At 68.8% G+C, this 21,754-nt stretch carries 21 protein-coding genes and 2 pseudogenes; 14 read left to right on the top strand and 9 right to left on the bottom strand.

From position 1 onward, the window contains the following. Positions 1-548 precede the first annotated feature (548 nt). The 3 genes from SGA01_RS14130 (at position 549) to SGA01_RS14115 (ending at position 2,591) form a co-directional block, all read left to right on the top strand. Complete coding sequence (locus SGA01_RS14130; protein ID WP_141296850.1) at positions 549-1,385, top strand: alpha/beta fold hydrolase; 837 nt, start codon at positions 549-551, stop codon at positions 1,383-1,385. A gap of 22 nt (positions 1,386-1,407) precedes the next feature. Next, a complete protein-coding gene (locus SGA01_RS14125) occupies positions 1,408-1,941 on the top strand; it encodes a TetR/AcrR family transcriptional regulator (RefSeq protein ID WP_141296881.1) in 534 nt (177 codons plus the stop codon). A 311-nt stretch (positions 1,942-2,252) separates the two neighbouring features. Further along, the gene (locus tag SGA01_RS14115) at positions 2,253-2,591 is read left to right on the top strand and encodes a Tn3 family transposase (RefSeq protein ID WP_255325190.1); all 339 of its coding nucleotides are present in this window, start codon (positions 2,253-2,255) and stop codon (positions 2,589-2,591) included. 90 nt (positions 2,592-2,681) lie between these two features. On the opposite strand, the gene SGA01_RS14110 is transcribed toward SGA01_RS14115, so the two are convergent. After that, positions 2,682-3,932, bottom strand: coding sequence for an MFS transporter (locus tag SGA01_RS14110; protein WP_141296848.1), 1,251 nt, complete (start codon positions 3,930-3,932; stop codon positions 2,682-2,684). A 238-nt stretch (positions 3,933-4,170) separates the two neighbouring features. On the opposite strand from SGA01_RS14110, the gene SGA01_RS14105 reads away from it, so the two are divergent. The 3 genes and pseudogenes from SGA01_RS14105 to SGA01_RS14090 all read left to right on the top strand — a co-directional run. Then, complete coding sequence (locus SGA01_RS14105; RefSeq protein ID WP_229918374.1) at positions 4,171-5,202, top strand: recombinase family protein; 1,032 nt, start codon at positions 4,171-4,173, stop codon at positions 5,200-5,202. A 460-nt stretch (positions 5,203-5,662) separates the two neighbouring features. Beyond that, positions 5,663-5,878: a hypothetical protein gene (locus tag SGA01_RS14095; protein WP_141296847.1), complete on the top strand. Its 216-nt coding sequence runs from the start codon at positions 5,663-5,665 to the stop codon at positions 5,876-5,878. A 23-nt stretch (positions 5,879-5,901) separates the two neighbouring features. Further along, a pseudogene (locus SGA01_RS14090) lies at positions 5,902-6,330 on the top strand (ATP-binding protein); the annotation flags it as partial. A 124-nt stretch (positions 6,331-6,454) separates the two neighbouring features. On the opposite strand, the gene SGA01_RS14085 reads toward SGA01_RS14090, so the two are convergent. Further along, complete coding sequence (locus tag SGA01_RS14085; RefSeq protein ID WP_141296846.1) at positions 6,455-6,865, bottom strand: RidA family protein; 411 nt, start codon at positions 6,863-6,865, stop codon at positions 6,455-6,457. Between the two features lie 616 nt (positions 6,866-7,481). Between SGA01_RS14085 and SGA01_RS14080 the strand changes: the two genes are divergently transcribed. The 3 genes and pseudogenes from SGA01_RS14080 to SGA01_RS14070 all read left to right on the top strand — a co-directional run bounded on the left by SGA01_RS14080 (position 7,482) and on the right by SGA01_RS14070 (position 9,745). Beyond that, positions 7,482-8,078, top strand: coding sequence for a TIGR03086 family metal-binding protein (locus SGA01_RS14080; protein ID WP_141296845.1), 597 nt, complete (start codon positions 7,482-7,484; stop codon positions 8,076-8,078). A gap of 454 nt (positions 8,079-8,532) precedes the next feature. Then, positions 8,533-8,877 (top strand): transposase family protein, encoded by a 345-nt coding sequence (locus SGA01_RS41980; protein ID WP_229918375.1) that lies wholly within the window; start codon positions 8,533-8,535, stop codon positions 8,875-8,877. A 100-nt stretch (positions 8,878-8,977) separates the two neighbouring features. Further along, positions 8,978-9,745, top strand: a pseudogene (locus SGA01_RS14070) (transposase). Positions 9,746-9,877: 132 nt separating this feature from the next. Here the strand turns inward: SGA01_RS14070 and SGA01_RS14065 are convergent. Further along, positions 9,878-10,309, bottom strand: coding sequence for a VOC family protein (locus tag SGA01_RS14065; protein ID WP_141296844.1), 432 nt, complete (start codon positions 10,307-10,309; stop codon positions 9,878-9,880). Between the two features lie 445 nt (positions 10,310-10,754). Between SGA01_RS14065 and SGA01_RS14060 the strand changes: the two genes are divergently transcribed. Then, on the top strand, positions 10,755-11,555 hold the full coding sequence (locus SGA01_RS14060) for a maleylpyruvate isomerase family mycothiol-dependent enzyme (RefSeq protein ID WP_141296843.1): 801 nt from the start codon (positions 10,755-10,757) through the stop codon (positions 11,553-11,555). Positions 11,556-12,135: 580 nt separating this feature from the next. After that, entirely contained in the window at positions 12,136-12,510 is a 375-nt protein-coding gene (locus SGA01_RS41975) for a hypothetical protein (RefSeq protein ID WP_359105792.1), read from the top strand. Here the strand turns inward: SGA01_RS41975 and SGA01_RS14050 are convergent. From SGA01_RS14050 to SGA01_RS14040, 3 genes are all read right to left on the bottom strand, one after another. Next, a complete protein-coding gene (locus SGA01_RS14050; protein ID WP_141296842.1) occupies positions 12,467-13,012 on the bottom strand; it encodes a hypothetical protein in 546 nt (181 codons plus the stop codon). The genes SGA01_RS41975 and SGA01_RS14050 overlap by 44 nt on opposite strands. 107 nt (positions 13,013-13,119) lie before the next feature. Next, complete coding sequence (locus tag SGA01_RS14045; RefSeq protein ID WP_141296841.1) at positions 13,120-13,956, bottom strand: alpha/beta fold hydrolase; 837 nt, start codon at positions 13,954-13,956, stop codon at positions 13,120-13,122. After that, the gene (locus SGA01_RS14040) at positions 13,953-14,546 is read right to left on the bottom strand and encodes a TetR/AcrR family transcriptional regulator (RefSeq protein WP_141296840.1); all 594 of its coding nucleotides are present in this window, start codon (positions 14,544-14,546) and stop codon (positions 13,953-13,955) included. Before SGA01_RS14040 ends, SGA01_RS14045 begins: the two co-directional genes overlap by 4 nt. Before the next feature lie 206 nt (positions 14,547-14,752). On the opposite strand from SGA01_RS14040, the gene SGA01_RS14035 reads away from it, so the two are divergent. Both SGA01_RS14035 and SGA01_RS14030 read left to right on the top strand, forming a co-directional pair. Then, entirely contained in the window at positions 14,753-15,361 is a 609-nt protein-coding gene (locus SGA01_RS14035) for a hypothetical protein (RefSeq protein ID WP_141296839.1), read from the top strand. Positions 15,362-15,433: 72 nt separating this feature from the next. Then, positions 15,434-15,958 carry a P-loop nucleotide/nucleoside kinase family protein gene (locus SGA01_RS14030; protein WP_141296838.1) on the top strand — a complete coding sequence of 175 codons (525 nt, stop codon included), beginning with the start codon at positions 15,434-15,436 and terminating at the stop codon, positions 15,956-15,958. Positions 15,959-17,760: 1,802 nt separating this feature from the next. Here SGA01_RS14030 and SGA01_RS14025 read toward each other — a convergent pair. Both SGA01_RS14025 and SGA01_RS14020 read right to left on the bottom strand, forming a co-directional pair. Further along, positions 17,761-18,426, bottom strand: a complete 666-nt coding sequence (locus tag SGA01_RS14025) for a response regulator (RefSeq protein WP_141296837.1) — start codon at positions 18,424-18,426, stop codon at positions 17,761-17,763. Further along, the gene (locus tag SGA01_RS14020) at positions 18,417-19,565 is read right to left on the bottom strand and encodes a sensor histidine kinase (protein WP_229918377.1); all 1,149 of its coding nucleotides are present in this window, start codon (positions 19,563-19,565) and stop codon (positions 18,417-18,419) included. The genes SGA01_RS14025 and SGA01_RS14020 overlap by 10 nt, the downstream gene beginning before the upstream one ends. Before the next feature lie 164 nt (positions 19,566-19,729). On the opposite strand from SGA01_RS14020, the gene SGA01_RS14015 reads away from it, so the two are divergent. After that, entirely contained in the window at positions 19,730-20,977 is a 1,248-nt protein-coding gene (locus SGA01_RS14015; protein WP_141296836.1) for a serine hydrolase domain-containing protein, read from the top strand. 327 nt (positions 20,978-21,304) lie between these two features. On the opposite strand, the gene SGA01_RS14010 is transcribed toward SGA01_RS14015, so the two are convergent. After that, on the bottom strand, positions 21,305-21,589 hold the full coding sequence (locus tag SGA01_RS14010; protein WP_141296835.1) for a hypothetical protein: 285 nt from the start codon (positions 21,587-21,589) through the stop codon (positions 21,305-21,307). Positions 21,590-21,754: the final 165 nt, after the last annotated feature.

Here is a 21,754-nt window from a genome sequence, read left to right as displayed (position 1 = left end):
CATATGAACCGATTCACGCGCCAGAACGGCGGTCCGCGCGACCATCGCACCGCTGCCGGGGGCGTGTGCCGAGACCTTCGCAACCACAGCCGTCCTATTGCGCCTTGCCCGTGCTCTGAACAGCACAAGGCCACCCGACACCGCTGGTGTCCCGCCTTCGCCTTCGATTCCAAGGCTCAGGGGCGCAGTGACACCTTCGATTTGAGCGCACCACGTGGTGCCAGTCGTCTTCCGGGCTCGGCTGCTTCCCGGTACGCCTGGGAGGCGCGGGCGAAGTAGTCGAAGAGGACGTCAAGTTGCTCGGGCGAGTATCCGCCGAGGATCTCCCCTATCTTCCGCCGACTCTACGCGGCTGTGTCGACATCGTCGGCGAGGACGTCAGGTTGGCGCTTGAGCGTCCTTCGCACCGTCACAACGGCGCCGTCCTTCGGCAGCGCTTCCCCGCGGGCGTGGAGATTGCGACGTGGAGCCGTGGCAGTGTCCGCGTCGACTCGTTCGGCTATTGGTGTTAGCTTTAAGCTAAGAACGTTAGCCACTTGGAGGGTGTCGTGACTGAGTACCTTGCCGTCGACGGCGGCACGATCGCTTACGAGGTGGCGGGGGCCGGCCCGCTGATCGTTCTCGCGCACGGCATTGGCGACAGCCGCGCTGCCTACCGTGCCGTGATCCCGCAGCTCGTGGCGGCGGGCTATCGGGTCGCCACAGTCGATCTACGCGGCTGCGGCGAGTCCAGCGTCGACTGGCCGGACTGGAGCCGCACCGCCATCGCCGGCGACCTGCTCGCCGTGATCCGCCACCTGGGCGGCCCGGCCGTGCTCGTCGGCCACTCGGCCTCCGGCGGCGCCGCCACCATCGCCGCGGCGCAGGAGCCCTCGCTGATCACCGCGGTTGTCGAGTTGGCGCCGGTTACCCGCAAGATGTCGATCCGCCTCGGGGACCTGCGGGTGAAGCGCTTCCGGCGGGGCATGCTGCGGCTGCTCGGCACGGGCGTGTTCGGCTCGGTGTCGCTCTGGCGCTCGTACCTCGACGTGGCCTACCCCGGCGTGAAGCCGGCCGACTGGGCCGAGCGGCTCGGCCGCATCGACTCCCTCATGCGCGAGCCGAGCCGGATGAAGGCCCTCCAGAGCATGGGCCGCAGCGCCCCGACCGATGCCGGCGCCCAGCTCGGCAACGTCCGCTGCCCGGTCCTGGTCGTCATGGGCACGCTCGACCCCGACTGGGCCGACCCACACGCCGAGGGGTCGGCGATCGTCGATGCCCTGCCGTCCGGCCTCGGCCGCCTTGAGATGATCGAGGGCGCCGGGCACTACCCGCACGACCAGTTCCCCGACCAGGTGGTTTCACTCATGCTCTCCTTCCTCCGCTCGACCGCCGCTCGTGCCTAGGGCCGGCTTGGACCCGGCGACCGTGGTCGCGGCCGGCGCCGCCCTCGCCGACGAGGTGGGCCTGGGCAACCTGACGATGGGTTTGCTGGCCGAGCGACTGGGCGTGCGCACCCCGTCCCTGTACAAGCACGTGGGCGGCCAGGAAGACCTCAACCGGCGCATCGCGGCCCTGGCGTTGCGTGAGGCCGCCGACGCCATCGGCGGCGCGGTCCAGGGGTACGCGGGCCGCGACGCCCTGGAGGCCGCGGCGCGCTCCTTCCGCGCCTTCGTCCTGGAGCACCCCGGCCGGTACGCCGCGACGATCGGCGTGGAACCGTCCGACCCCGACGATCCGCTGGCCACCGCGGGTCAGCAGCTCTTCAGCGCATTCATGGCGGTCCTGCGCGGCTATGAGATCGCAGAGCCCGACGTGGACCACGCCTTGCGCATGCTCCGGAGCCTCTTCCACGGGTTCGCCACCTTGCAGTCGGCAGGAGGCTTCCAGTGGAGCGTCGACGTCGACGAGAGCTTCGAGTGGCTGATCGCCTTCGCCGACCGGGGCCTGCGCACGCTGTGAGAGTGCTGTCGCCGTCGACCCCTTCGACAACATCGGCGCCTTGGTCCGCCCCGCCTGCATGGCCGTGATCATGTACACGCTACGGGGACTCTCCCCCCCCAGCGGACGCGTGAGCATTCCGCAACTTGCGCGGTTGTCAGGATGACGCGCACCCCTGTTCCGTACGTGGTCTGCCCGTGTCGGTTGGCGTGCCGGCGACTGTGGCTGCCGCATCCGCAGTCGCCTTCGCACTCGCACTCGCACTCGCACTCGCACTCGCACTCGCACTCGCGGAACCACGATCGCCCGTCGTCCAGGGTGTCGATCTCGTCGTGATCGATGTCCACACCGATGTCATCGACGCCAGGCAGCTCACGAGACTGGGGGGACGTCGACGTTCTGCTCTGCTCACGAACGCGGTGATCTTCCACAACGCCCTGGACATCGCCGAGATCGTGCGCCAGCTCCAGGAGGAGGGCTACGCCGTCGACCCCGAGGACCTGGCCCATATCTCGCCGTACCTGACCGAGCACGTCCGCCGCTTCGGCGAGTACTCCACCCATGAGCTCGGCCTCGTCCCCGAGGCGTACGACCCGCATCTGGACGTCGACTTCAGCCCGCTGCGCGGTGACGCCCCGCCCGCGCCGGACGGCTACGGTCAGGCGGCCTGACCACCCATGTCGTGTCGCTACTCCAGCGGCCACGTGATGCACACACACTGTTCCATGCCACGCGGAAGGCTCCTGGCACCTACTCCCTGGTCATCTCGTCGCTTCCGCAGCAACGCCCGGCTGCGGCCGAGTCCGCATACCCCAGCGGGCAAGAGATGGGCCAGCAGCACCCAGCATTGCGAAGAACAACGCCAGCAGCAGCCAGCCCGCCGTGCCGAGGCCCAGCACCACCGTGGTGAGGATCGCAGGGGCAAGAGCCTGGCCCGCGCTGAAGCCGAGGCCGAAGACTCCTTGGTACTGGCCCTGGGCATGGTCGGGGGCAAGACCGAAACCCAGGGCGAAGGCCGCCGAGGACTCCCAGACCTCTCCCAGGCTGTGGGCGAAGATCGCCGCCAGGACCAGTCCTGCTGCCGCCCAGACAGGGGCGTACGCCGCCAGCGCCATCATCGGACAGCTGACGAGGAAGAGCAGCCCCGCAGTGCGAAACGCCCTGCCGCCGTCGTACGGGGTCTCGATACGGGAGCCGATCCTGGTCTGCATCAGTACGCAGAAGGCGGAATTGACTGCGAACAGTGCGGCCACCGTCCAACGCGGCGCTTCGGTGTGCTCTGAGATCCAGATCGGCAGGAGCAGGGAGACCACCGGGTACTGCAGTCCCATGGCCCCGTAGAGCGCGGTGAACGTCAGGAACGGACGGTCCGCGAAGACAAGCCAGCGCCGCTGCTGCGGCGGCGCTGCCAGCACCGGATAGCGGGGCAGCAGAAGCAGAAGCACCGCGCACAGGGCGAAGCTCGCCGCGTTGCCGAGAATCAGCGTGACATAGGCGCCGCGGGTGTCCGCGGCCAGCGCCAGCCCGGCACCCACCGTTCCCAGGATGACGCCCAGGTTGACGAAGGTGCGCAGCTTCGCCCGGAACATGGCCGGTCGCTCACCCCCGACCCGGACCACCAGAGCCCCCCACGCCGCCCCTCCTACCGCCGCGGCGATCTGGTCGACCGTCGCGATGATCGTGAGCGCGGCCCAGCTCTCGACGAGGACGAGGGCCGCCATCGATACTGCCTGGACCGCGAGGGCCAGCATCATGATCACGCGTGCGCCGCGCCGGTCAGCGAGATGACCCCCAGGTATCCCCGCGCACAAGCCGATCACTCCGGCGATGGTGAGCGCGGCGCCGACCTGCGCCGCAGGCAGGCCCACGACCAAGGTGAAATAGAGCGCCGACGCCGCGTTGAACAGACCATTGCCGACCCGGTTGACGAAACTGGCGGCGACCAGCACGCGCTCCGGCCCACTGTCCCCCGCCATCCGGCCTATTCGACCTGCCAAACCGCCCTTGATCATGGACCGCAGGCTAACAGCGCCGCAGAACCCGCCGCAGTCGTACGAAGATCGCGTGCCCCAACGGCGACGCAGGCCCCGACGCGTGTTCCATCCCCTTAAGGCCTGTGTCGGCAAACGAACGAATGACGACAGGCGCGCCGAGCGTCCAATGACCCAGACTTTGCGGGGCCCGACGGCGGCGCCGATCCAATGAGATCCGATGGCGGATGATGACAGGGTTTGCTGACAGCTAGGGCGAATGCGACCAGCGCGAGCGGGGAGTGGCATCGCCAGCCTGGTCTACAAACGGGTGTCGACCGACCAGCAGTCGACAGACCGTCAAAACCTCGTCCTTACCGAGGCAGGGATCGAAGACCCGGTCGTCTTCGAGGAACAGGCCGGCACCTCCAGCCGCATCCACCCCCTTGAGCGGCCGAAGTTCGGCGAGCTGCTCGCTTACGCCCGGCCGGGCGACACCGTGCACATCTCCGAGATGTACCGGCTCGTACGCGGCACCGGGCGCATCCTCGACGTGCTCGACGTCCTCCACCGCGACCAGGTCGCGCTGCGCATCCACGACGGCGCGTTCTCCGCCATGGACCTCACTGCCCACCACCCCCGCACCGGCGAACTGCTGTCCGCCGTGAAGTTCATGGTGCAGACCCTCGCCGCCGCCGGTGAACTCCAACGCGACCTCCAGCGCGAGCTCACCTACGACGGACTGCGGGCCGCCGAGGCCAAGGGCACCAAGGGCGGGCGCCGCCCGGCCGTCCCGGCCGACAAGACCGACGCCGTGCGCACCGCGTACCTGGAGGGCCGCTCCATCGCCGCTCTCGCCCGCGATCACGGCGTCACCCGGGGCGCCATCCGCACCGCCGTCGCCGACCTCCTGCCCGAATACACGGCCGCCGACCCAAGCGCCCCGACCCCGGAGCTGCCGGTCGTCCTCGACATGCCCGGCAAGGTCGCCGACTTCCTCCGGCCGCCGACCTGGAACCTCCCGAGCGCGTCGCGCTCGACCAAGGGGTGGCCGTACGGCGCGGCCAGGGCTACACCCTGGGCGTCAGCGCCACCCCCGCGGTCCACCGCCGGCTCCTTATCCGCTGCCAGTCGCTCGATGGCACCCCGGGCGCCCCAGCGATCCCAGCTCAGCGCAAGGCGCACCGGGAGTACGAGAACCGCGTCACCGCCCCCGCGAGCAACACCCTGTAGCGAGTCCTCCGGTCTGCAAGATCATCCCGTGGCGGGTTTCTGGCGTATCTGGGTCATGCCCCGTCTGTTGCTGACATGAGCCGGTGGGTGACGGGCCCGATGCGCCACCCCGAGTCGTAGTCGAACGGAGGCCTCACGCCTGCAGCCTTGTGGGCCACCTTGGCAACCAGCTCAGCGAGGGTGAACAGGAGGACCTGCTGCTCGTTCAGCGGCGCGATCTGATCCAGACTTCGTCGCCGCAGTCGGTTGAACACGTCCCCGTCCTGCGGCCATCGCTCCTCGGTCGCGGCCAGGACCAGAGCGTCGTCGACTTCAGGGAAGTCCCCTAGGTTCCGACTCGCGGCGCGAAGCACACGCGGCAAGAGGGTACGGCGCCGCGGCCGCCTATTGCCGTCCGATTGGACACCCTCATCGGCGCGGCCCGCGTCATGCTGAAGTCCGAGGACGACGTCGCCCCGGCGGTGCCACTACAGCGCCTCTGATGGTGGCGGGCCGGGTAAGCCCCGTGCCCTGTCGCGACCGGCGTCGTTGAGCCCGGCATGACGATCTTCAACCGCCGTGTCCTCGCCTCCGTCGCTGTCGCCGCCACTGCCGTCCTCGCCTCCGCCGGAGCAGCGTCGGCCGACAGCGTCGGCAACAACCTCCCCGGGGTCGGGCTCCTGTCCCAGACCTTCGGGAACGGCGACCAGCAGGACAAGACCGCCGCCGACACCCTGCCCAGCCACGACGCCCTCAACAACGTCACCATCCCCTGACCCACACCTCCTCCCAGCCGTCGTTCAAGTCCCACATGCTGATCGCCCTGGGAACCGAGGCCGATGGATGGCTACCGGGTCAAGTACGTGCCGGAAACAAAGCTGGTCAACGAACTCGTCTAAGCTGCCGACGAGAAGCAGCTGACCAAGATGATCGCCCGCTATGGCCGCGCCAATCTCCTTTGCATCGACGAACTCGACACATGGAACTCGCCCGCTACGGCGCCGAACTCCTCTTCCAGGTCCTGACAGAGCGGGAGGAGAAGAACAGCGTGGCCATCGCCTCCAACGAGTCGTTCGGAGGCTGGACCAAGACGTTCACCGACCCCCGGCTCGGCGCGGCCATCGCCGGCCGTCTCACCTTCAACGGCACCATCATCGAGACCGGCACCGACTCCTACCGCCTAGCCAGCGCACGGGCTCGAGCCCAGGAGCCCGCCAGGGCGGGCTGACCTCGAGACAAGGTACTTCCCCGGCCGCCGGCCGCCCTGGAAGGCGGCTGGCCCGTATTCGTGGCCTACCCAGCAGGCGCATCCGGTCCAGGCCCGCTCGGCTGCCGCGGTGTGTCAACGGGCCTCACGAATCAAGTACGGCGGCAACGGCCTCGATCTCGACAAGCTGATCCTTATAGCCCAGCACAGTGACTCCCATCAAAGTGCTGGGCACATCATGATCAGCGAACGAGTCCCGGACCACTTCCCAGGCAGCCACCAAATCCCCCCGACGGGCCGATGCCACGAGAACCCTCGTACTGATGACGTCCTGGAGGGACGCGCCGGCGGCAGTCAGAGCAGCCTGCATGTTCTCGACTGCTTTCAACGCCTGACCTGCGTAGTCCCCGATCGCTGCCGTCGAGCCGTCATCGTTCAATGGACACGCCCCGGCGAGGAAGATCAGGCGAGACTCGGCGGGCGCCGTGGCCGCATAAGCGTACTCGGCGACGTCGGACAGAGCAGCGGAGCGGATCAGAGTGACGGCACGAGCCACGGTCGTAGGGTCCTTTCCCATCGGGTGGTGAGTCCGGACATCCTGCCAACGTCACTTTGCGCCGTCCTCCCATTTTTCACCGCCACACGACACGTTCAGTGCCCATCTTGGGTGGGGCGCCGACCCGGGCGAGTCTGATTCGGGTCTAACGAACTCGTGCAGGGTAGGCGGTGGTTCGTCACCCGAGCAGCCCGAAGGCCAGCCATCCGCCGAGCCAGAGGAGGAGGCCTCCGGCGGTCAGGCGCAGGGTCACCTTCCGGATCAGCGCGGCCCGTGGCATCTCCTCGAACCCGGCGAACGGTCTGCGGGGATCGCGGATGGTGGGGTATTGGAGCGGCTGTCGAAGAGGTGCGGGACCCCGTCGGCGTCGTTGAAGTAGTACATGGGAAACCTACGCCCGATGTCCTCAGCTTGCGCCGGTCGTAAACCTCCGCCCCGGTCATCAGGCAGAGTTTGCCCCGTCGTGTCGCGCCGCCTGGAAGTGATCTGGGCGGCGCGTTGTGCGTCATGCTGCGGGCTTCACGAGTCTCCATAGTCGTGGGCACAACTGTCAGTCGTGAGGCATAGGGTGAGCTGAGGTTTCGTTCGTGCGGTGAATCAAAGGGGGAGGCAACGGATGTCCGTTGCCGGGTTCAAGTTGTTGGCAGATGCGCACGATTACCTGCTGGCCGCGGTGCGCGGAGTACCCGAAGAGAGGTGGGGGGCCACGACACCGTGCAGTGAGTGGACGGTCCGTCAGGTCTTTCATCACGCCCGGCTCGACCAGCAGGCGCTGACCATGCAGATCACCGGCGAGGCACCCGAGGGCGACCCGTTCGAGCCCGCGGACATACTGGCCGCCGATGGCGGGGATGCGGCGGTGCAGCTGGAGGCGACTTTGGGTGCCGCGCTGAAGGCATGGGAGTCGGGGCGCAAGACGGAGAGTGTGCCGACACCGATGGGCCCGATGCCCGCGCAGGCAGGCGCCATGGTCGCCGCACTCGACGCGGCCGTCCACGCCTGGGACATCGCCAAGGCGACCGGCCAGGACCTTCCGCTGACCGAGGACATGGCCGAGGGGTTGGAGATCCCGGCTGGGCAGGTCGTCGAGTTCGTCCGCCAGTCCTTCGGCAAGTACGCGCCCGTCGTCGAGGTACCCGCCGACGCGAGCCGGGTCGACAAGCTCCTCGCGTTTACCGGCCGCGACCCGTACTGGTCCGCCCCGGCGGTCTGACCGGCGGGTGGGGCCGCCGCGCGAGGACGGCGGCCCAGATCACCAGGACCTGGTTGATGTTCTAACGAGCTCGTGCACGGTAGTGAGACGTCGGGCCTCGAGTGGTTGATCGTGGTCGGGTGGTGGGGAATGCGTCTCGTGCAGTGATCATCAGCAACCGTCGGGTCACGGGCCTGTCGCCCGATGTGATCGCTGAACTCATCGCTGAGGTGGGTCCGTTGTGGCAGGTCGTCGAGCATCTCGGTGCTAGCGGAAAGACCGGCATCATCGACGGCACGGAGATCCGGGTCCGGCGGCCCGCCGCCGGACGTAAGAACCGGGACAGGTTCATCTCCGGCAAGAACAAGCAGAACGCCGTCAAGTCCATGGTGGTCACCCGGACGGCGAGGGGCGTGTGTTGTAGTGCAGCCCGACCAGGCCCGGAAGCTGTGCGGATATCACCCACGCCCGCCAGTTGGGGCTGGTCAAGCTCCTGGCCGACGCGCCCGTGGTCGAGATTCTTGCCGATGCCGGCTACCAGGGCCTCGGCGCCCTGCCCTGCGGACGCGTGGTGACACCGCCGCATCGCAAGTTCATGAAGGACGCCCCAGACTGGTACGAGGAAATGTACGAGCGGCAGCGCAAGGCGCGCTCCTCCCGCCGCATCCGCGTCGAGCACGGCATCGCCCACCTCAAGAACTGGCGGTCCCTGACCCGCCACCTCGGCCGCCGCGAGCACATGAGCGACACCGTCCAAGCCGTCGCCGGCCTGCTGTCTCACCAGCAGACCGCAGACGTGAACGCACGACGGCAGAGTTGAACATCAGGCCCGGTCGAAGTCCTCGACGTCTCACCCCCTACCGTGCACGAGCTCGTAGGGGTTGTCCCGTAAGTGATCTTGCCGTGGGATGCTCTCGGCCGTGGCCGGTGTGATCACGGCGTCTGAGCTGTCCTGGACAGCCCCGTTCGCCGGACTGAGCCCGCGCGCCTCGGCAAGTTGATGAGGCAGCTGCGCCGCGAGGCCGGCGACGCGCCGGGCCGTGGTCGGCCGTGGAACTGTCCCTGGAGGACCGGGTGCTACCGGTGGCCGCGTACTGGCACACCAACTTGACCCTGAACCAACTCGCGCCGCCCTTCGGAGTGTCCAAGTCCACCGCCGATCGCGTCATCGACCACCTCGGCCCCAGGCTCGCGCTGGCCCCGCGCAGACGCTTCGCCAAGGACGCGGTGCTGGTCGTGGACGGGACGCTGGTACCCACCCGCGACCGCCAGGTCGCCGAGCAGTCGAAGAACTACCGCTACTCGACGAACCACCAGGTGGTCATCGGCGCCGACACCCGCCTGGTCGTGGTGCTCGGCCGGCCGCGGCCGGGGAACCGCAACGACTGCCTGGCCTGGGTCGATTCCGGTGCCAAGCGGGCGGTCGGCGACACTACGACGATCTCGGACGGCGGCTACCTGGGCACCGGGCTGATCATGCCGCACCGCCGGCGCGAGGGCGAGGAACTGCCCGACTGGAAGGAGGCCCACAACAAGAACCACAAAACGGGTTCGCGCCCGCGTCGAGCACGCCTTCGCCCGTATGAAGACCTGGAAGATCCTGCGCGACTGCCGCTTGAGAGGCGAACGGTGTGCGCCACGCGATGCACGGCGTTGCCCGCCTACACAACCTCGCTCTCACGGGATGACTCCCGCCGCATGCGGGACCTGAGAGGTCCACAGGAGACCGGCCTTGGGGAACATCGGGGCAGCCGATATCGGCTGCCCCGATGTTCCCCAAGGCCGGAGACGGCTCCCCACCTCGCAGTCTCGGAGGAGAATCAGGCGAGGCAGAACTCGTTGCCCTCGATGTCCTGCATCGTGATGCACGACTCGTTGACGCCATCGGCGCGCTGCGTCAGCACGTGTTTCGCGCCGAGCGCCATCAGCCGTGCGCATTCGGCCTCGAGTGTGGCCAGGCGCTCCTCACCCACGAGCCCGGCGCCGGCCCGCACATCGAGATGCACCCGGTTCTTGACGACCTTGCCTTCGGGAACTCGCTGGAAGAGCAAGCGTGAGCCCACACCCGAGGGATCAGTGCACGCGAAGTAGATCTCATCCTCGGGCGGCAGCGAGCGGTGGTACTCCTCCCACGTGGCAAAGCCCTCCGGGACCGTCGGTACGACGTACCCCAGCACCTCGCACCAGAAGGCGGCCAGGCTCGCAGGCTCCGCGCAGTCGAAGGTCACTTGGAACTGTTTGATCGTTGACATCGGCGCACGATAACAGGGGCCCTGCTCATCTCCCCAGGTCGGGAGGTCCACACGTTGTCGGGAGGAGGCGCCTGCTACCCGCTGCTATGCCAACCCTTAGTGGCTGTTGTTGTTCCGAACGTGAGGGGTGCTGGTCGAACGGGAGTCACCTGTACTCCCGACCCGACCGGTCCTCCCCCGCCATCGTGACCTCCGCGTCCATCACATCGAGCGGCAGCATGACCGCGCGCACCGGGTGGACGTCACGTCGCCGAGGTGCCCGACCGCACGGCGAGGCCAGAGCACCCACAGGCACGACGCCTGACGTACCGCCACCACCAGCGTCCTCGCAGCAGTGCGCAGCTTGTCACCCGAGCGGTGGGAGGCGAGGACGTCCGCAATGGCCAACCGGCGGCGACGTGAAAATCGCTGTCCGATCACCGGAGCACGGTGATAGACATCCGGCGTGGAAAAGAATCTTGAGTTCCCTGACCTGTTGCGACTGATCGATGAAGGGTCGACCGCCTTCCGCGCCGTGGTCGCCGCCGCGCCCGGTCTCGACGCGCAGGTGCCGACCTGCCCCGGGTGGACGCTGTTCGATCTGGTGAAGCACCTGGGTGGGGGAGACCGTTTCTGGGCCGCCATCGTCGGCGCGGGGTCTGCCGACGCTCCCCCGGCCGAGGCCGTCGCCGCGCGCGCCGCGCTGGAAGTACCGCAGGAGCGTGAGGCCCTGCTGGCCTGGCTGGACGCGTCGACCCAGCTTCTGCTGGGCGCCCTGCGCGCGGCGGGACCGGAGAGCGGTTGCTGGACGTGGTGGCCCGCGTCGCAGTCACCGCAGACCGCCGGCGGCACCGCCCGGCACCGGGTCCAGGAGACCGCGGTGCACACTTACGACGCCCAGCTCGCCGGGGGCTCCCCGCAGCCGCTGCCGGTCGAGCTGGCACTCGACGGTGTGGAGGAGTTCCTGTTCACCGTCTGCGCAACGCCGAGTGCCTGGCCGCACAAGCCCACGGCCTTCGACTTCCACGCCGCCGAGGGCCGCTCCTGGCGCCTCACCGTCGACGGCGACGGCGCACGCATCACGCGCATCCCCGCGCCCACCGCCGCGACCGGCGAAGACTCGGACGCAGCCGGCGCCTCCGTCCACGGCACGGCCAGTGAGCTGGTCCTCTACCTGTACGACCGGATCCAGGCCGACTCCTTGCACGTTGACGGAGACGCAGGGCTGCTCGACCTGCTCCGCGCCTGGGAGCCGGAGGAGAAGTAGGACGTAGCGGGGGTGGTTGGCCGCGCCTCGAGCCGGTAGGACACGACTCTTCGCCAGGTTCGTCAGTCGCGGCACCGGGCTCAAACCCGCGAGGCGGCCTCGGGGCGTCACCAAGCCGACCGTCTACCTGGATGGCAGTGCGAATTTGTCCGTCCCAGCGATCACGAGAAGCGACGCGACTGCGGCGGCTGCCGTGCATGAGAGCAGGGCCTCTTGGTAGCTCGAAGGGTGTCGAATCCAACGTGCGCTCCAGGAGGCCCTGTTGTCTCGTTTCTACGGCAACGCGGGAGTGGGGTGCACTTCAGCCACTCTCGCGTGTGACTGTCTGGCTCACAGGTTCGGGAACGCCAGAGACCACGGGGCGCGCGATCATCGGTATCCCACCGGCATGCCGGACGCCGAGTGGGCGGTGGTCCGGCCACTGCTGCCGGTGCCGGGCCGGCTGCGGGGCCGGGCGCGGGTGTGATCGGCTCGCAGTCGGTCAAGGCGGACGCGGTCGTCGGCTCTGACAGCCGCGGCTTCGACGGCGGCAAGCTGATCAACGGGCGCAAGCGGCACGTCGTGGTCGACCACCCTTGGCCTGCTGCTCGCGGTGATGGTCACCGCAGCGGATGTGGGCGACCACGCCGCGGCCCAGGTCCTGCTCACACAGGTCACTGCCGCGCACCACCTGCTGGCCCTGGTCTGGGCCGACGGCGGATACACCGACAGCCTCGTCGAGTACTGCCTCACGGCCCTCGCCCTGGTCCTCGCCATCACAGCGACGACATGCGCGGCTTCGGCGTGCTGCCCAAGCGGTTGGATCGTCGAGCGGTTCTTCGCCCACCTGATGCGAAGTCGCCGTCTCGCGCGCGACTTCGAGCGTTCCATCGCCAGCGCGGAGGCGATGGTCTACTGGTCGATGACGATGCTCATGACCCGCCGCGTTGCCCGGCCACGTCCTTCGCGAGCGTAAATCGGCCAGTTTCCGGCTCGATCAGCCAGCCGCGCGCCGTCAGCCGCTTGGCCTTCGATCGCAGTGCCTCCACCTTTCCCGGTACGGGGTCCAGGCCGAAGCAGGCGGCCATCTCCTGGCACGTCAAAGCTCCTTGACCGAGTCGGTTACGGTCGCTGAGGGCCTGCAGGATGCGCTGGTAGTCCACCGACAGCGCCGACCAGGCCAGCCCCGCGCGCCACACCGGCACCACTGTTTTCGGCTTCGCCGCCTCCGCCGGTTCGGGCCGCGCCGGCTGCACACCGGGAGCCGGCAGACCCTCGGAGGCGGCGGGGCCGACGACGGCGTCGTTGCCCGGGGCCAGTACCTCGCCAACGTGTGAGCGGGCGATGCCCCACTCGTTCCACTTCCGCTCAGCCAAGGCCAGCTCCGCCTGGAGGCGGTCGGCCTCCTCCCGCAGATCGTCGACACGACGGCGAGCGGTGAGCTCACGCTGTTCCAGCAGTCCCACGACCGACGGCATCCTCGACCTCCACCAAAGCAACGACACGACACCACTGCCACGAGACCGCCGATCCTATGCCTGACCAGCGAGAACGCAGTCCTCAAGCCCGGAAAGACAACAACCTCTTAGGCTCGGAAGACTCTCCGAAGGCGTTCGCCGAACTCGGCGGGGTGCGTGGTCAGGCCGGTGTGCCCGCCGGGGAAGTGCCGGAGTTCCGTGCCGAGATGCTCGGCCAGGAAGGCGGCCGGCCGGTAGGGCAGCTCGCCGCGTGAATCCTGGCCGCAGGCGAGCACGAGCCGGTCCGACAGTGCCTCCAGCTGGTGAATCGCCGGGGCGTAGGACATGAAGCTCGGCACGATGCGCCCGACGAAGTAGGGCAGGTTGGCCATCGTCCGCTCAACCCGCGCCGCTGCCTGCGGCGGAAGCTTGGTCTCCGCCTTCGGCTCGGTGGTGTCGCCGGCCTTCTTCAGACCCGCGGCGAACACAGCCATCGCCGGCATGAGCCCCTCTGTGTGGAACGTCGCCTGCACGCGCGCGATGAGCCCGCGATGTTCGGAGGCGTCCGGCAGGACCTCCACAACAGGCGGCTCGTGCGCGATGAGGCGTTGGACGCGTTCGGGATGGGCGGTGAGCAGGTGCAGGGCGGCGATCGCGCCCGAGCTGGAGCCGAAAACGCGTGCGGGCTCATCGGGCGACAGCCGTTCCAGTATCCGGAAGGCGTCATCGGCGTGTTCGGCCACGCTCTGCTCGGCTTCGGGGTCGTCCAGCGTGCTTCTTGACATGCCGCGCGGGTCGTAGGTCGCGACGGTGTATTCGGCGGCCATGTCGTCGGCGATGCCGTCGAAGGAGGCCGCGCCACCCGCCCCTCCGGGGATCAGCAGCAAGAGCGGGCCCTGGCCGCGCACTTCGTAGTGCAGAGTCGCGCCGTTCACGCGCAGGGTGCCGATGGTCGGGTCGGTCATGCGGAGTCTCCTTCTCGGGCCGGGGGCCAGTGCTCCAGGAGGGTGTGGAGGGCGTCGAGGGCGCGGACCCAGGACTGCCGCGGCGAACGCTCGTGTGCGAACCCGCCTGCGGCCTCCAAGGCGACGAAGCCGTGGAACGTGCTGCGCAGCAACCGGACCGCGTCGGTCAGGTCGGGCTCGGTCAGTCCGTAGCCACGCAGCATGCCGTAGGTGAGCTCGACCGCGCGCCGTGGTCCGGGCGCCTTCGCGGCCAGTTCAGGGTCGATACGGATCGGAGTCTGCGTCGCCGTGTAGCGGCCCGGATGCGTGTGGGCGTACTCCCGCCATGCGTCGGCAAACGCGACCAGCGCGTCCTTGCCCGCCCGTCCGGAAGTCGCCTCCGCGATGCGGATGGTCTTCTCGTCCGCCGCCAGCAGCGCAATCCGTCCGCGCAGATCCTCGAGACCTCGGACATGCGTGTAGAGACTCGCGTCCTTCACGCCCAGCCGTCGCGCCACCTGCGACATGGTCACCTGGTCGAGCCCGACCTCGTCCGCCAGCTCGGCGCCCGCGATCGTCACCCGCTCCGCCGTCAGCCCTGCCCGCGCCATGCACTCTCCCCATTCCTAAGACCTCTAGTTTTAACCTAGGGATCCTAGGAATGACAAATGGGAGGTACGCTCCGGCTTCCACGTGATCACCGACCCTGCCCGGCACATGCGGTGGCTGGTCAGATGCTCGCTGTCCGGCCGTATCGCGGGTCGGTGCACACCCTGCGGCGGTGAGAGCGGCGCTCCTGGCGGATGAGGAGCTCCCTGTGGGGCCTGGCAGCGAGGGGCTGGTGCGCTTGGTCGCGGCGCTCGGGTTGGGGCCTCAGCAGGTCGGGGCCGAGGCATGGGCTGAGGGATTCGCCTCGCTCGGCATGTTCGGCCTGACGCCCGAGGACTGGGCGCAGATGCTGGGCGCGGCCGAGCGCGGCGAGGCGCCGGCGGTGCCGTGGGAGCTGCTCGATGAGATGGATGGGCTGGAGCAGGTGCAGCGGGCCGGCGACGAGGAGCTGGTGAGGGCGCGAACGGTACTGATCGGCCTGCCGTCGTTCTACGCGATCTACATGCTGCACGGCTTGTTCATGCCGGACACTCCCAGGGTGGCCGCGATGCGGGCACCACTCGACGAACGCGGCCTGGGCCCGGTCTTGGACCGAATCGTCTCGCTCAGCCCTACGCCCCGCCAGTTCACCGAAGGTCTGACGGCCTGCCTCGGCGGCATGCTGGACGAGCTGTACGAACCCCTCGTGGAGCAGCTCGCAGCTGACCCGTACCTCTTCCGCATTCCCGGCGACGAGCACGGCGCCGCCGGGTTCATGGACACCTGGACCCGCACCCTGCAGCAGCAGACCAGGGTTCCATCGGCCCACGCCCGTTGATGGGCTGGGCGCGCCCGTGGTCAGGCAGACAAAGCGGTGGTCGTCCGATTGGCTTCCTGCCACGATCTGGGCGTGACCACGTTGTTCCTGATGGTCGGCCTGCCAGGGGCCGGCAAGACCACGAGAGCTCGGCAGCTCGCCACGGAGTACGGCGCCCTGCGCCTGACACCCGACGATTGGATGATTCCCCTGTTCGGAGAAGCGGAGGCGGACGGGAAGCGCGACGTGCTGGAGGGGCGCATGCTCTGGCTCGCTTTGGAGGCGGTCAGACTGGGCACCAGCGTCGTCCTCGACTACGGCTGCTGGTCACAGGCCGAACGGTCTGCGATCCGCTGGCTGGTGGAAGCCGAGGGCTCGTGCTTCCGCATGGTCTACCTGCCGGTGGACGATGCGACCCAGCGCACCCGCATCGCACATCGCTGGGCGACCACCCCCGAGGAGACGTTGCCCATGACCGAGCGCGACATCCTTCACGGGCGGGCGCACTTTGAGGAGCCCGACGCGGCGGAGCTGGAGGGGCACGGGGCCGCCGCCCTGCCGCCCGGCTGGGCGGGCTGGCGGGAGTGGGCCGCCGATCGGTGGCCATCGTTCGCGTGACTCCTGCGGCCCATGACAGCGCTCACCCGAGCAGCCCGAAGGCCAGCCATCCGCCGAGCCAGAGGAGGAGGCCTCCGGCGGTCAGGCGCAGGGTCACCTTCCGGATCCCGTGGCATCTCCTCGAACCCGGAGTGCGGCCTGCGGGGATCGCAGATGATGCGGATGGTGGGCGTATTGGAGCGGCTGTCGAAGAGGTGCGGGACCCCGTCGGCGTCGTTGAGGTAGTACATGGGAATCCTCCGCCCGATGTCCTCAGCCTCCACCACGACACCGCGCCGGGCCAGCTTGCGCCGGTCGTAAACCTCCGACCCGGTCACGAAACAGAGCACCCCGCCCAGCAGGAGGGGAAGAGCGCCGGCGATCGGACCGAGGACCCGCCATTCGTACGCGAAGCCGACCCAGACCGTGTAGCCGACGTAGGCGAGGAGGCAGAGTACGACGGCCGTGAAGTCCGGGTCCCACCGGCTGCCCTTGGCGCCGGGCCCGATGATTCGGGCGCTGCCGCCCGGGTCCCGCTGCTCGGGCAGGGCGCGGGGCAGCGTGGCGGCGAACTCGGCCATCGCGTCCGAGTCGATGCAGTCGATGTGTTGGCCTTCCCCGTCGGTCAGCAGGAGGTCGAGGGAGCGGGGTTCGGGGCGGTGGACCTCGGCGATGACCGCGAGGGGGATGACGAGCCGATCCTCCGAGACGCGGTGCACGACAAGTGCGCCGGTACCGAGAACGAGGGAGACCCGGCGGTCGTAGAACTTATGTATGGAGGCCATGGTGGCGATCATGCTGGAGGGTCGGATTCATTGACAACTGCACTGTTAACGCTCGCCCTTGGGCAAGGGGGAGGAAACGGCACATGGCTTTCTGCCCACGCTCGCGGCGGTGCAGGACGTTCTACATCTATAGCGTGCTCCGGTCGGATCCAGCCGAGGCGGCTGGCATCATGCAGCGGTGCGCGTCAGAACTCGCCCGTAGGGGTAGGGAGGGTCAAGCGAAGTCCCTACTGGACAGCCCCTAACGAGCCATTGCCTATTGCGGCGCGCAGCTTGTTCGAATATGCGGTCCTTAACACGGTCATCCGCGTTTTGCGGGACCGATCCCAATAGCCCACGGTCCTCTCAGTCGCAGCGAACAGCGGTTCGCTTCCCGTACTGGGCGGCCAGCGCCACCAGGCCGCCGGTGCACACCGTCGGTGCTGGGGTCTGCCTCTGTCGATCGTGCTCACACCCGGCACCACCCATGACGCCATCGCATTCGGCCAGGTCCTCGACGGGATCCGCGTCCCGCCTGGCGCCACCGGCCGACCCCGCACCACGCGCGAACCCGCAGATGATTACTCATCAGACAGTCCCTAGTCCAACGGACTTCGCACGGTGACTCACTGTCAGGTCTTGGAAGCCGCTCCCCAACGTCGGCTCTTCCAGAAAACGATGCTGAAGCCGCGCAGTACGCGGGCCTGAGCCCGCACACCACCGCCGAGATCCGGCGCACCAGGTAGACGTGGCGGCGTTGATGAAGCGGGACAGGCCGGTCGTGTTGAGGCCGGCGAGGAACGCAGCGCCGTCGCCCTCTCCCTGCCCGTTCACGAACACCTACGCCTCTTCGACACCGCCAACTCCTCAGCGAACGCACCACCAAACACCTCCTCGCACACCTGCTCACCGACGACATGCGGCAACCCGAAGGGACCACCTGGTCCCAAACAGCCCCGCCCCCGTCGCGCTCTGCCGTAGGAGCGGGTGATCGTTCCTGGGCCCGGCCGTGACCTCCTCGCCAGGCCCAAGCCGCGTTCCTGGACTCCGGTCGACTACTCAACAGGGGCTGGGTTCGATGCCGCCGTGGCGGCGGAGGTAGGCCAGGACGGCGCGGACTCGGCGATGGCCGCTGTCGCCGACCGACAGGCCGAGTTTGAGGAAGACGCTGCCGATGTGTTTGTGGACGGCGTTGTCGGTGATGAAGAGCTGCTGGGCGATGGTGGCGTTGTCGTGCCCTTCGGCCATCAGAGCCAGGACCTCGCGTTCGCGGGGGGTGAGGGCGTCGACGGGATCGCTGCGGACGGCGAGGAGCTGGGCTATGACCTCGGGGTCCATTGCGGTGCCGCCGGCGGCCACGCGACGCAGTGCGTCGGTGAACTCTGCGATACGGCTCACCCGGTCTTTGAGGAGATAGCCGATGCCGCCGCGGGTGTCGGAGAGGAGGCGGCCGGCGTATTCCTGCTCGACGTACTGAGACAGGACCAGGACGGGAAGTCCAGGGCGGTCGCGGCGGGCCCGGAGGGCGGCGCGGATACCCTCGTCGCGGAAGGTCGGGGGCAGCCGCACGTCCACGATGGTGACGTCCGGGCGGTGGGTGTCGACGGCGGCCATGAAGCCGGGGGCGTCATCCGTGATCGCGGCAACCTCGATGCCCTGGGATTCCAGCAGGAGTTCGAGTCCGGAGGACAGCAGGACGTTGTCCTCGGCGATGACTACACGCAAGGCAGCTCCACGGTGATGGTGGTCGGCCCGCCCGGCGGGCTGCTGATCTTCATAGTGCCGTCCAGGGCGGCGGCGCGGCGGCGAATTCCGTCCAGGCCGCTGCCTCGAGATGTGTCCGCCCCGCCGGTCCCGTCGTCGGTGATCTCTGCGGACAGCATCGCGCCGTTGCGGGTGACGTGGACGGCGGCCTTGGTGGCTCGGCTGTGCCGGGCGATGTTCGCCAGCGCCTCGGTGACGGCGAAGTAGGCGACCGCTTCGACCGCGGCAGGGACTTCACCGAGCTCGCCGATGCCGATGCGGGTCGGCACGCCGGCCCTGGTGGCCAGAGCGCTGAGCGCGCCGCCGAGGCCCATGTCGGCCAGGACCGGTGGGTAGATGGTGCGGATGACGGAGCGCAGCTCGGTCATGGCCTCCTCGGTCTCGGCCTGGGCTTGCCGTACGAGCGCAGCGGCCGCGTCGGGGTCCTGGGAAAAGCTCTCCCCGGCTACGGCAAGCCGCATGGCGATGGCCACCAGCCGGGCCTGGGTGCCGTCGTGCAGGTCGCGTTCGATCCGGCGAAGTTCCGCGCCGTGTGCCTGTAGGACGCCTGTGCGCGTCCGGGTGAGTTCGGTGACGCGCGTGGCCAGCTGTTCCGCGGAAGATGGTGCCAGGACTGCTAGGCAGCATCGCGCGTGCACCCGGGCGAGCGGTGGCAGGGCGATGGTCGCCAGCACCCCAAGGAGCAGGAACTGCGCCAGACTGATCGTCAGCGCGAGGGCCCAGCTGTCGATACGGACACCGAGCAGCGGCAGCCGTGGCGGATCCGATACAGGAAACGCCCACCACGCCACGGTGATGCCAAGGATGAGAAGCAGATTGCCCAGGCACAGCAGGGCGAAGAGGCCCGCGGGCAGGCCGGTGGCCACCTGTGTCACGAGCCACGCGAGGTCGCGGCGCAGGGCGCGCGGGCGCGGCTCGACCGGCCGGCCCAGCAGTGAACCGGCGCGCCGGCGGTGGCGCTCCGCCCAGGCAGCCGCAAGCGACGGTATGCACAGGAGCGGCGCCGTCACAAGCGTCACCGTCGCGGTCATCAGGGTGCCGAGCAGGTAGCGTCCACTGCGCCCGGCCCGGACCAGCCGTGCGAGGACCTTGCCGATCACACCGTGCACTGGCTCGCCTTCGTCTGCCGTACGGGACCGGGAGCGGCCCTCCGACGCGCCACGGTACGTGCCGGTCGCCCCTGTGGCGCTACAGCCAGCTGTAGGTTTCAACCGGCCGCCTACGGTAGCGACCCGCAACCCGACGCTTGCCTAGCGTGGGATTCATGAGATCCACACCTACGGCCTCCGCGCCGAAGCACCGCCCGTCCCAGCAGCGTCACCGCCGGATCGGCCGAGGGTGGCTGGCCGTCGCGGCGGCCGCACTCGCCACAGCGGGTGTGGCCACAGCTTGCCAGCCCCCGGAAGGCGCGGCCGTCACGTCCCCGCCCAGCTACCAGCAAGCCGACCTGCGTCGGGACACCTCTGCCCTCCAGGCGCTGGGGATCACCGGCGTCCAGGCACGCGTGACCACCGCCTCCGGCCGGGATTTGGTTGCCGCCACCGGCGTCGCCGTGGCGGGCACGAACCGCCCGGTGCCCCACGACGGCTACTTCCGGATAGCCAGCACCGGCAAGGCACTCATGGCCACGGTGATCCTGCAGCTGGCCGACGAGGGCCAGCTGTCCCTGGACGACATGGTGGACCGCTGGATGCCCGGAGTGATCGACGGCAACGGCAACGACGGACGGAAGATCACCGTGCGCCAGCTCCTGCAGAACACCAGCGGCCTCCACGACGACCTTCCCGGCTTCGACACCCCACAGCAGTACTACCAGCACCGCTACGACACCTACACCCCCGAACAGATCGTCGCCCGGGCGATGAAGCACCACCCGGACTTCCAGCCCGGCACCGGCTGGAGCTACTCCAACACCGGCTACGTCGTCCTCGGCATGATCGTCGAAAAGGCCACCAGCCGCCCGTGGCAGGAGGAGGTCGAGAGCCGGATCCTGAAACCGCTCGGCATGAACCACACCTACCTGCCGGGCACCACGTCCACCCTGCGTCGCCCACATGCCGACGGCTACCAGGTCTTCACCTCCGGCGAACGGACCAACGTCACCGAACAGATCGTCCCCGACCTCGGCGGCTATGTCTCCACCACGGCGGACGTCAACCGCTTCTTCCGGGGACTGCTGGGCGGCAAGCTGCTGTCCGAGGCGCGCATGGCCGAGATGCGGGACACCGTCCCGGTCGCCAAACAGCTCGAGGCGATCTGGCCCGGCGGAAGCTACGGCCTCGGCTTGGTCAACCGCCCCCTGACCTGCGGCGGCAGCTACTGGAGCCACGAAGGAGGCGAAGCCGGCTACATCACTCTGAACGGCGCCACCGACGACGGCAGCCGCACCGTCACCGTCTCCATGACCACAAGCTTCAACGACTTCGATAAAACGCTCCGGCAGCACAAGGCCGCCAGCGACCTCGTCGACCACGCACTGTGCGATACCTCCAGCAACAGACAGGGAAAGTGACCGCCCGGGGCGTTCGTGCCGGCTCCGGGCCAGCACAAGCTGCTCTCTGCAGCGGCGCCGGCTGGCACGGGCTGCGACGTTTGTTGGGGCCGGGTCGATCGTGTGCGGGACCTCCAGCAGCTCCAGATCCGGCCGATGTCGGCGGCAGTGGCCTTCCAGTCCCCCGCAGCCGGCCTCGCGCCACAGGGCGAGCCCGTCGCTGTTCAGCACGCCGGACACGGTGATGGTGCTGACGATCCGCCGCTGCGCGGCCCTGACCTCCAGGGCGGCCGCTCCGGTCATCTCCGTCTCGTTCCTACATTCCGCCTGTCAGCGGCCTGTGGGTGGTCAGTGGTTGTGCCGGGTGCCGAGGAGGGCGGCGCAGTTGAAGCCGGGACCGTAGGCGATGTCGTCGCTGGTGGCGCCGTGCTCGGACGGCTCTGCGTGGGCGTGTTCGAGGACGCGGAGGACGCTGACGCCGCCGAGGTTGCCCTCTTCGGAGATGGTGGCGGTGGAGTGTCTGGTGTCGAAGTCGTCGAGTCCGAGGGCGCGACCGGTGTCGGTGTCGGTGATGATGCGGGGCTGCCGGGGTGGATCGCGGCCCAGTCGACGGCGCGGTGGGGACCGATCCATCCGAGGACGGTGGGCAGCAGGGCGGACTCCCCCACCCCCAGGCACCTGAACCGGCGGACCATCAGCCGTCTCACCACGGAGCAGTTCCTGCGGCAGTGTCCGCCAGGTCCGCCAGGTTCCGTTCGTACCGACCCTCCACCCGCCACGACAGTGAACCGCACCGCG

Source organism: Streptomyces gardneri (assembly GCF_006539185.1).
GTDB classification, from domain to species: domain Bacteria; phylum Actinomycetota; class Actinomycetes; order Streptomycetales; family Streptomycetaceae; genus Streptomyces; species Streptomyces gardneri.
This window is presented reverse-complemented; position numbering and strand designations above follow the sequence as displayed.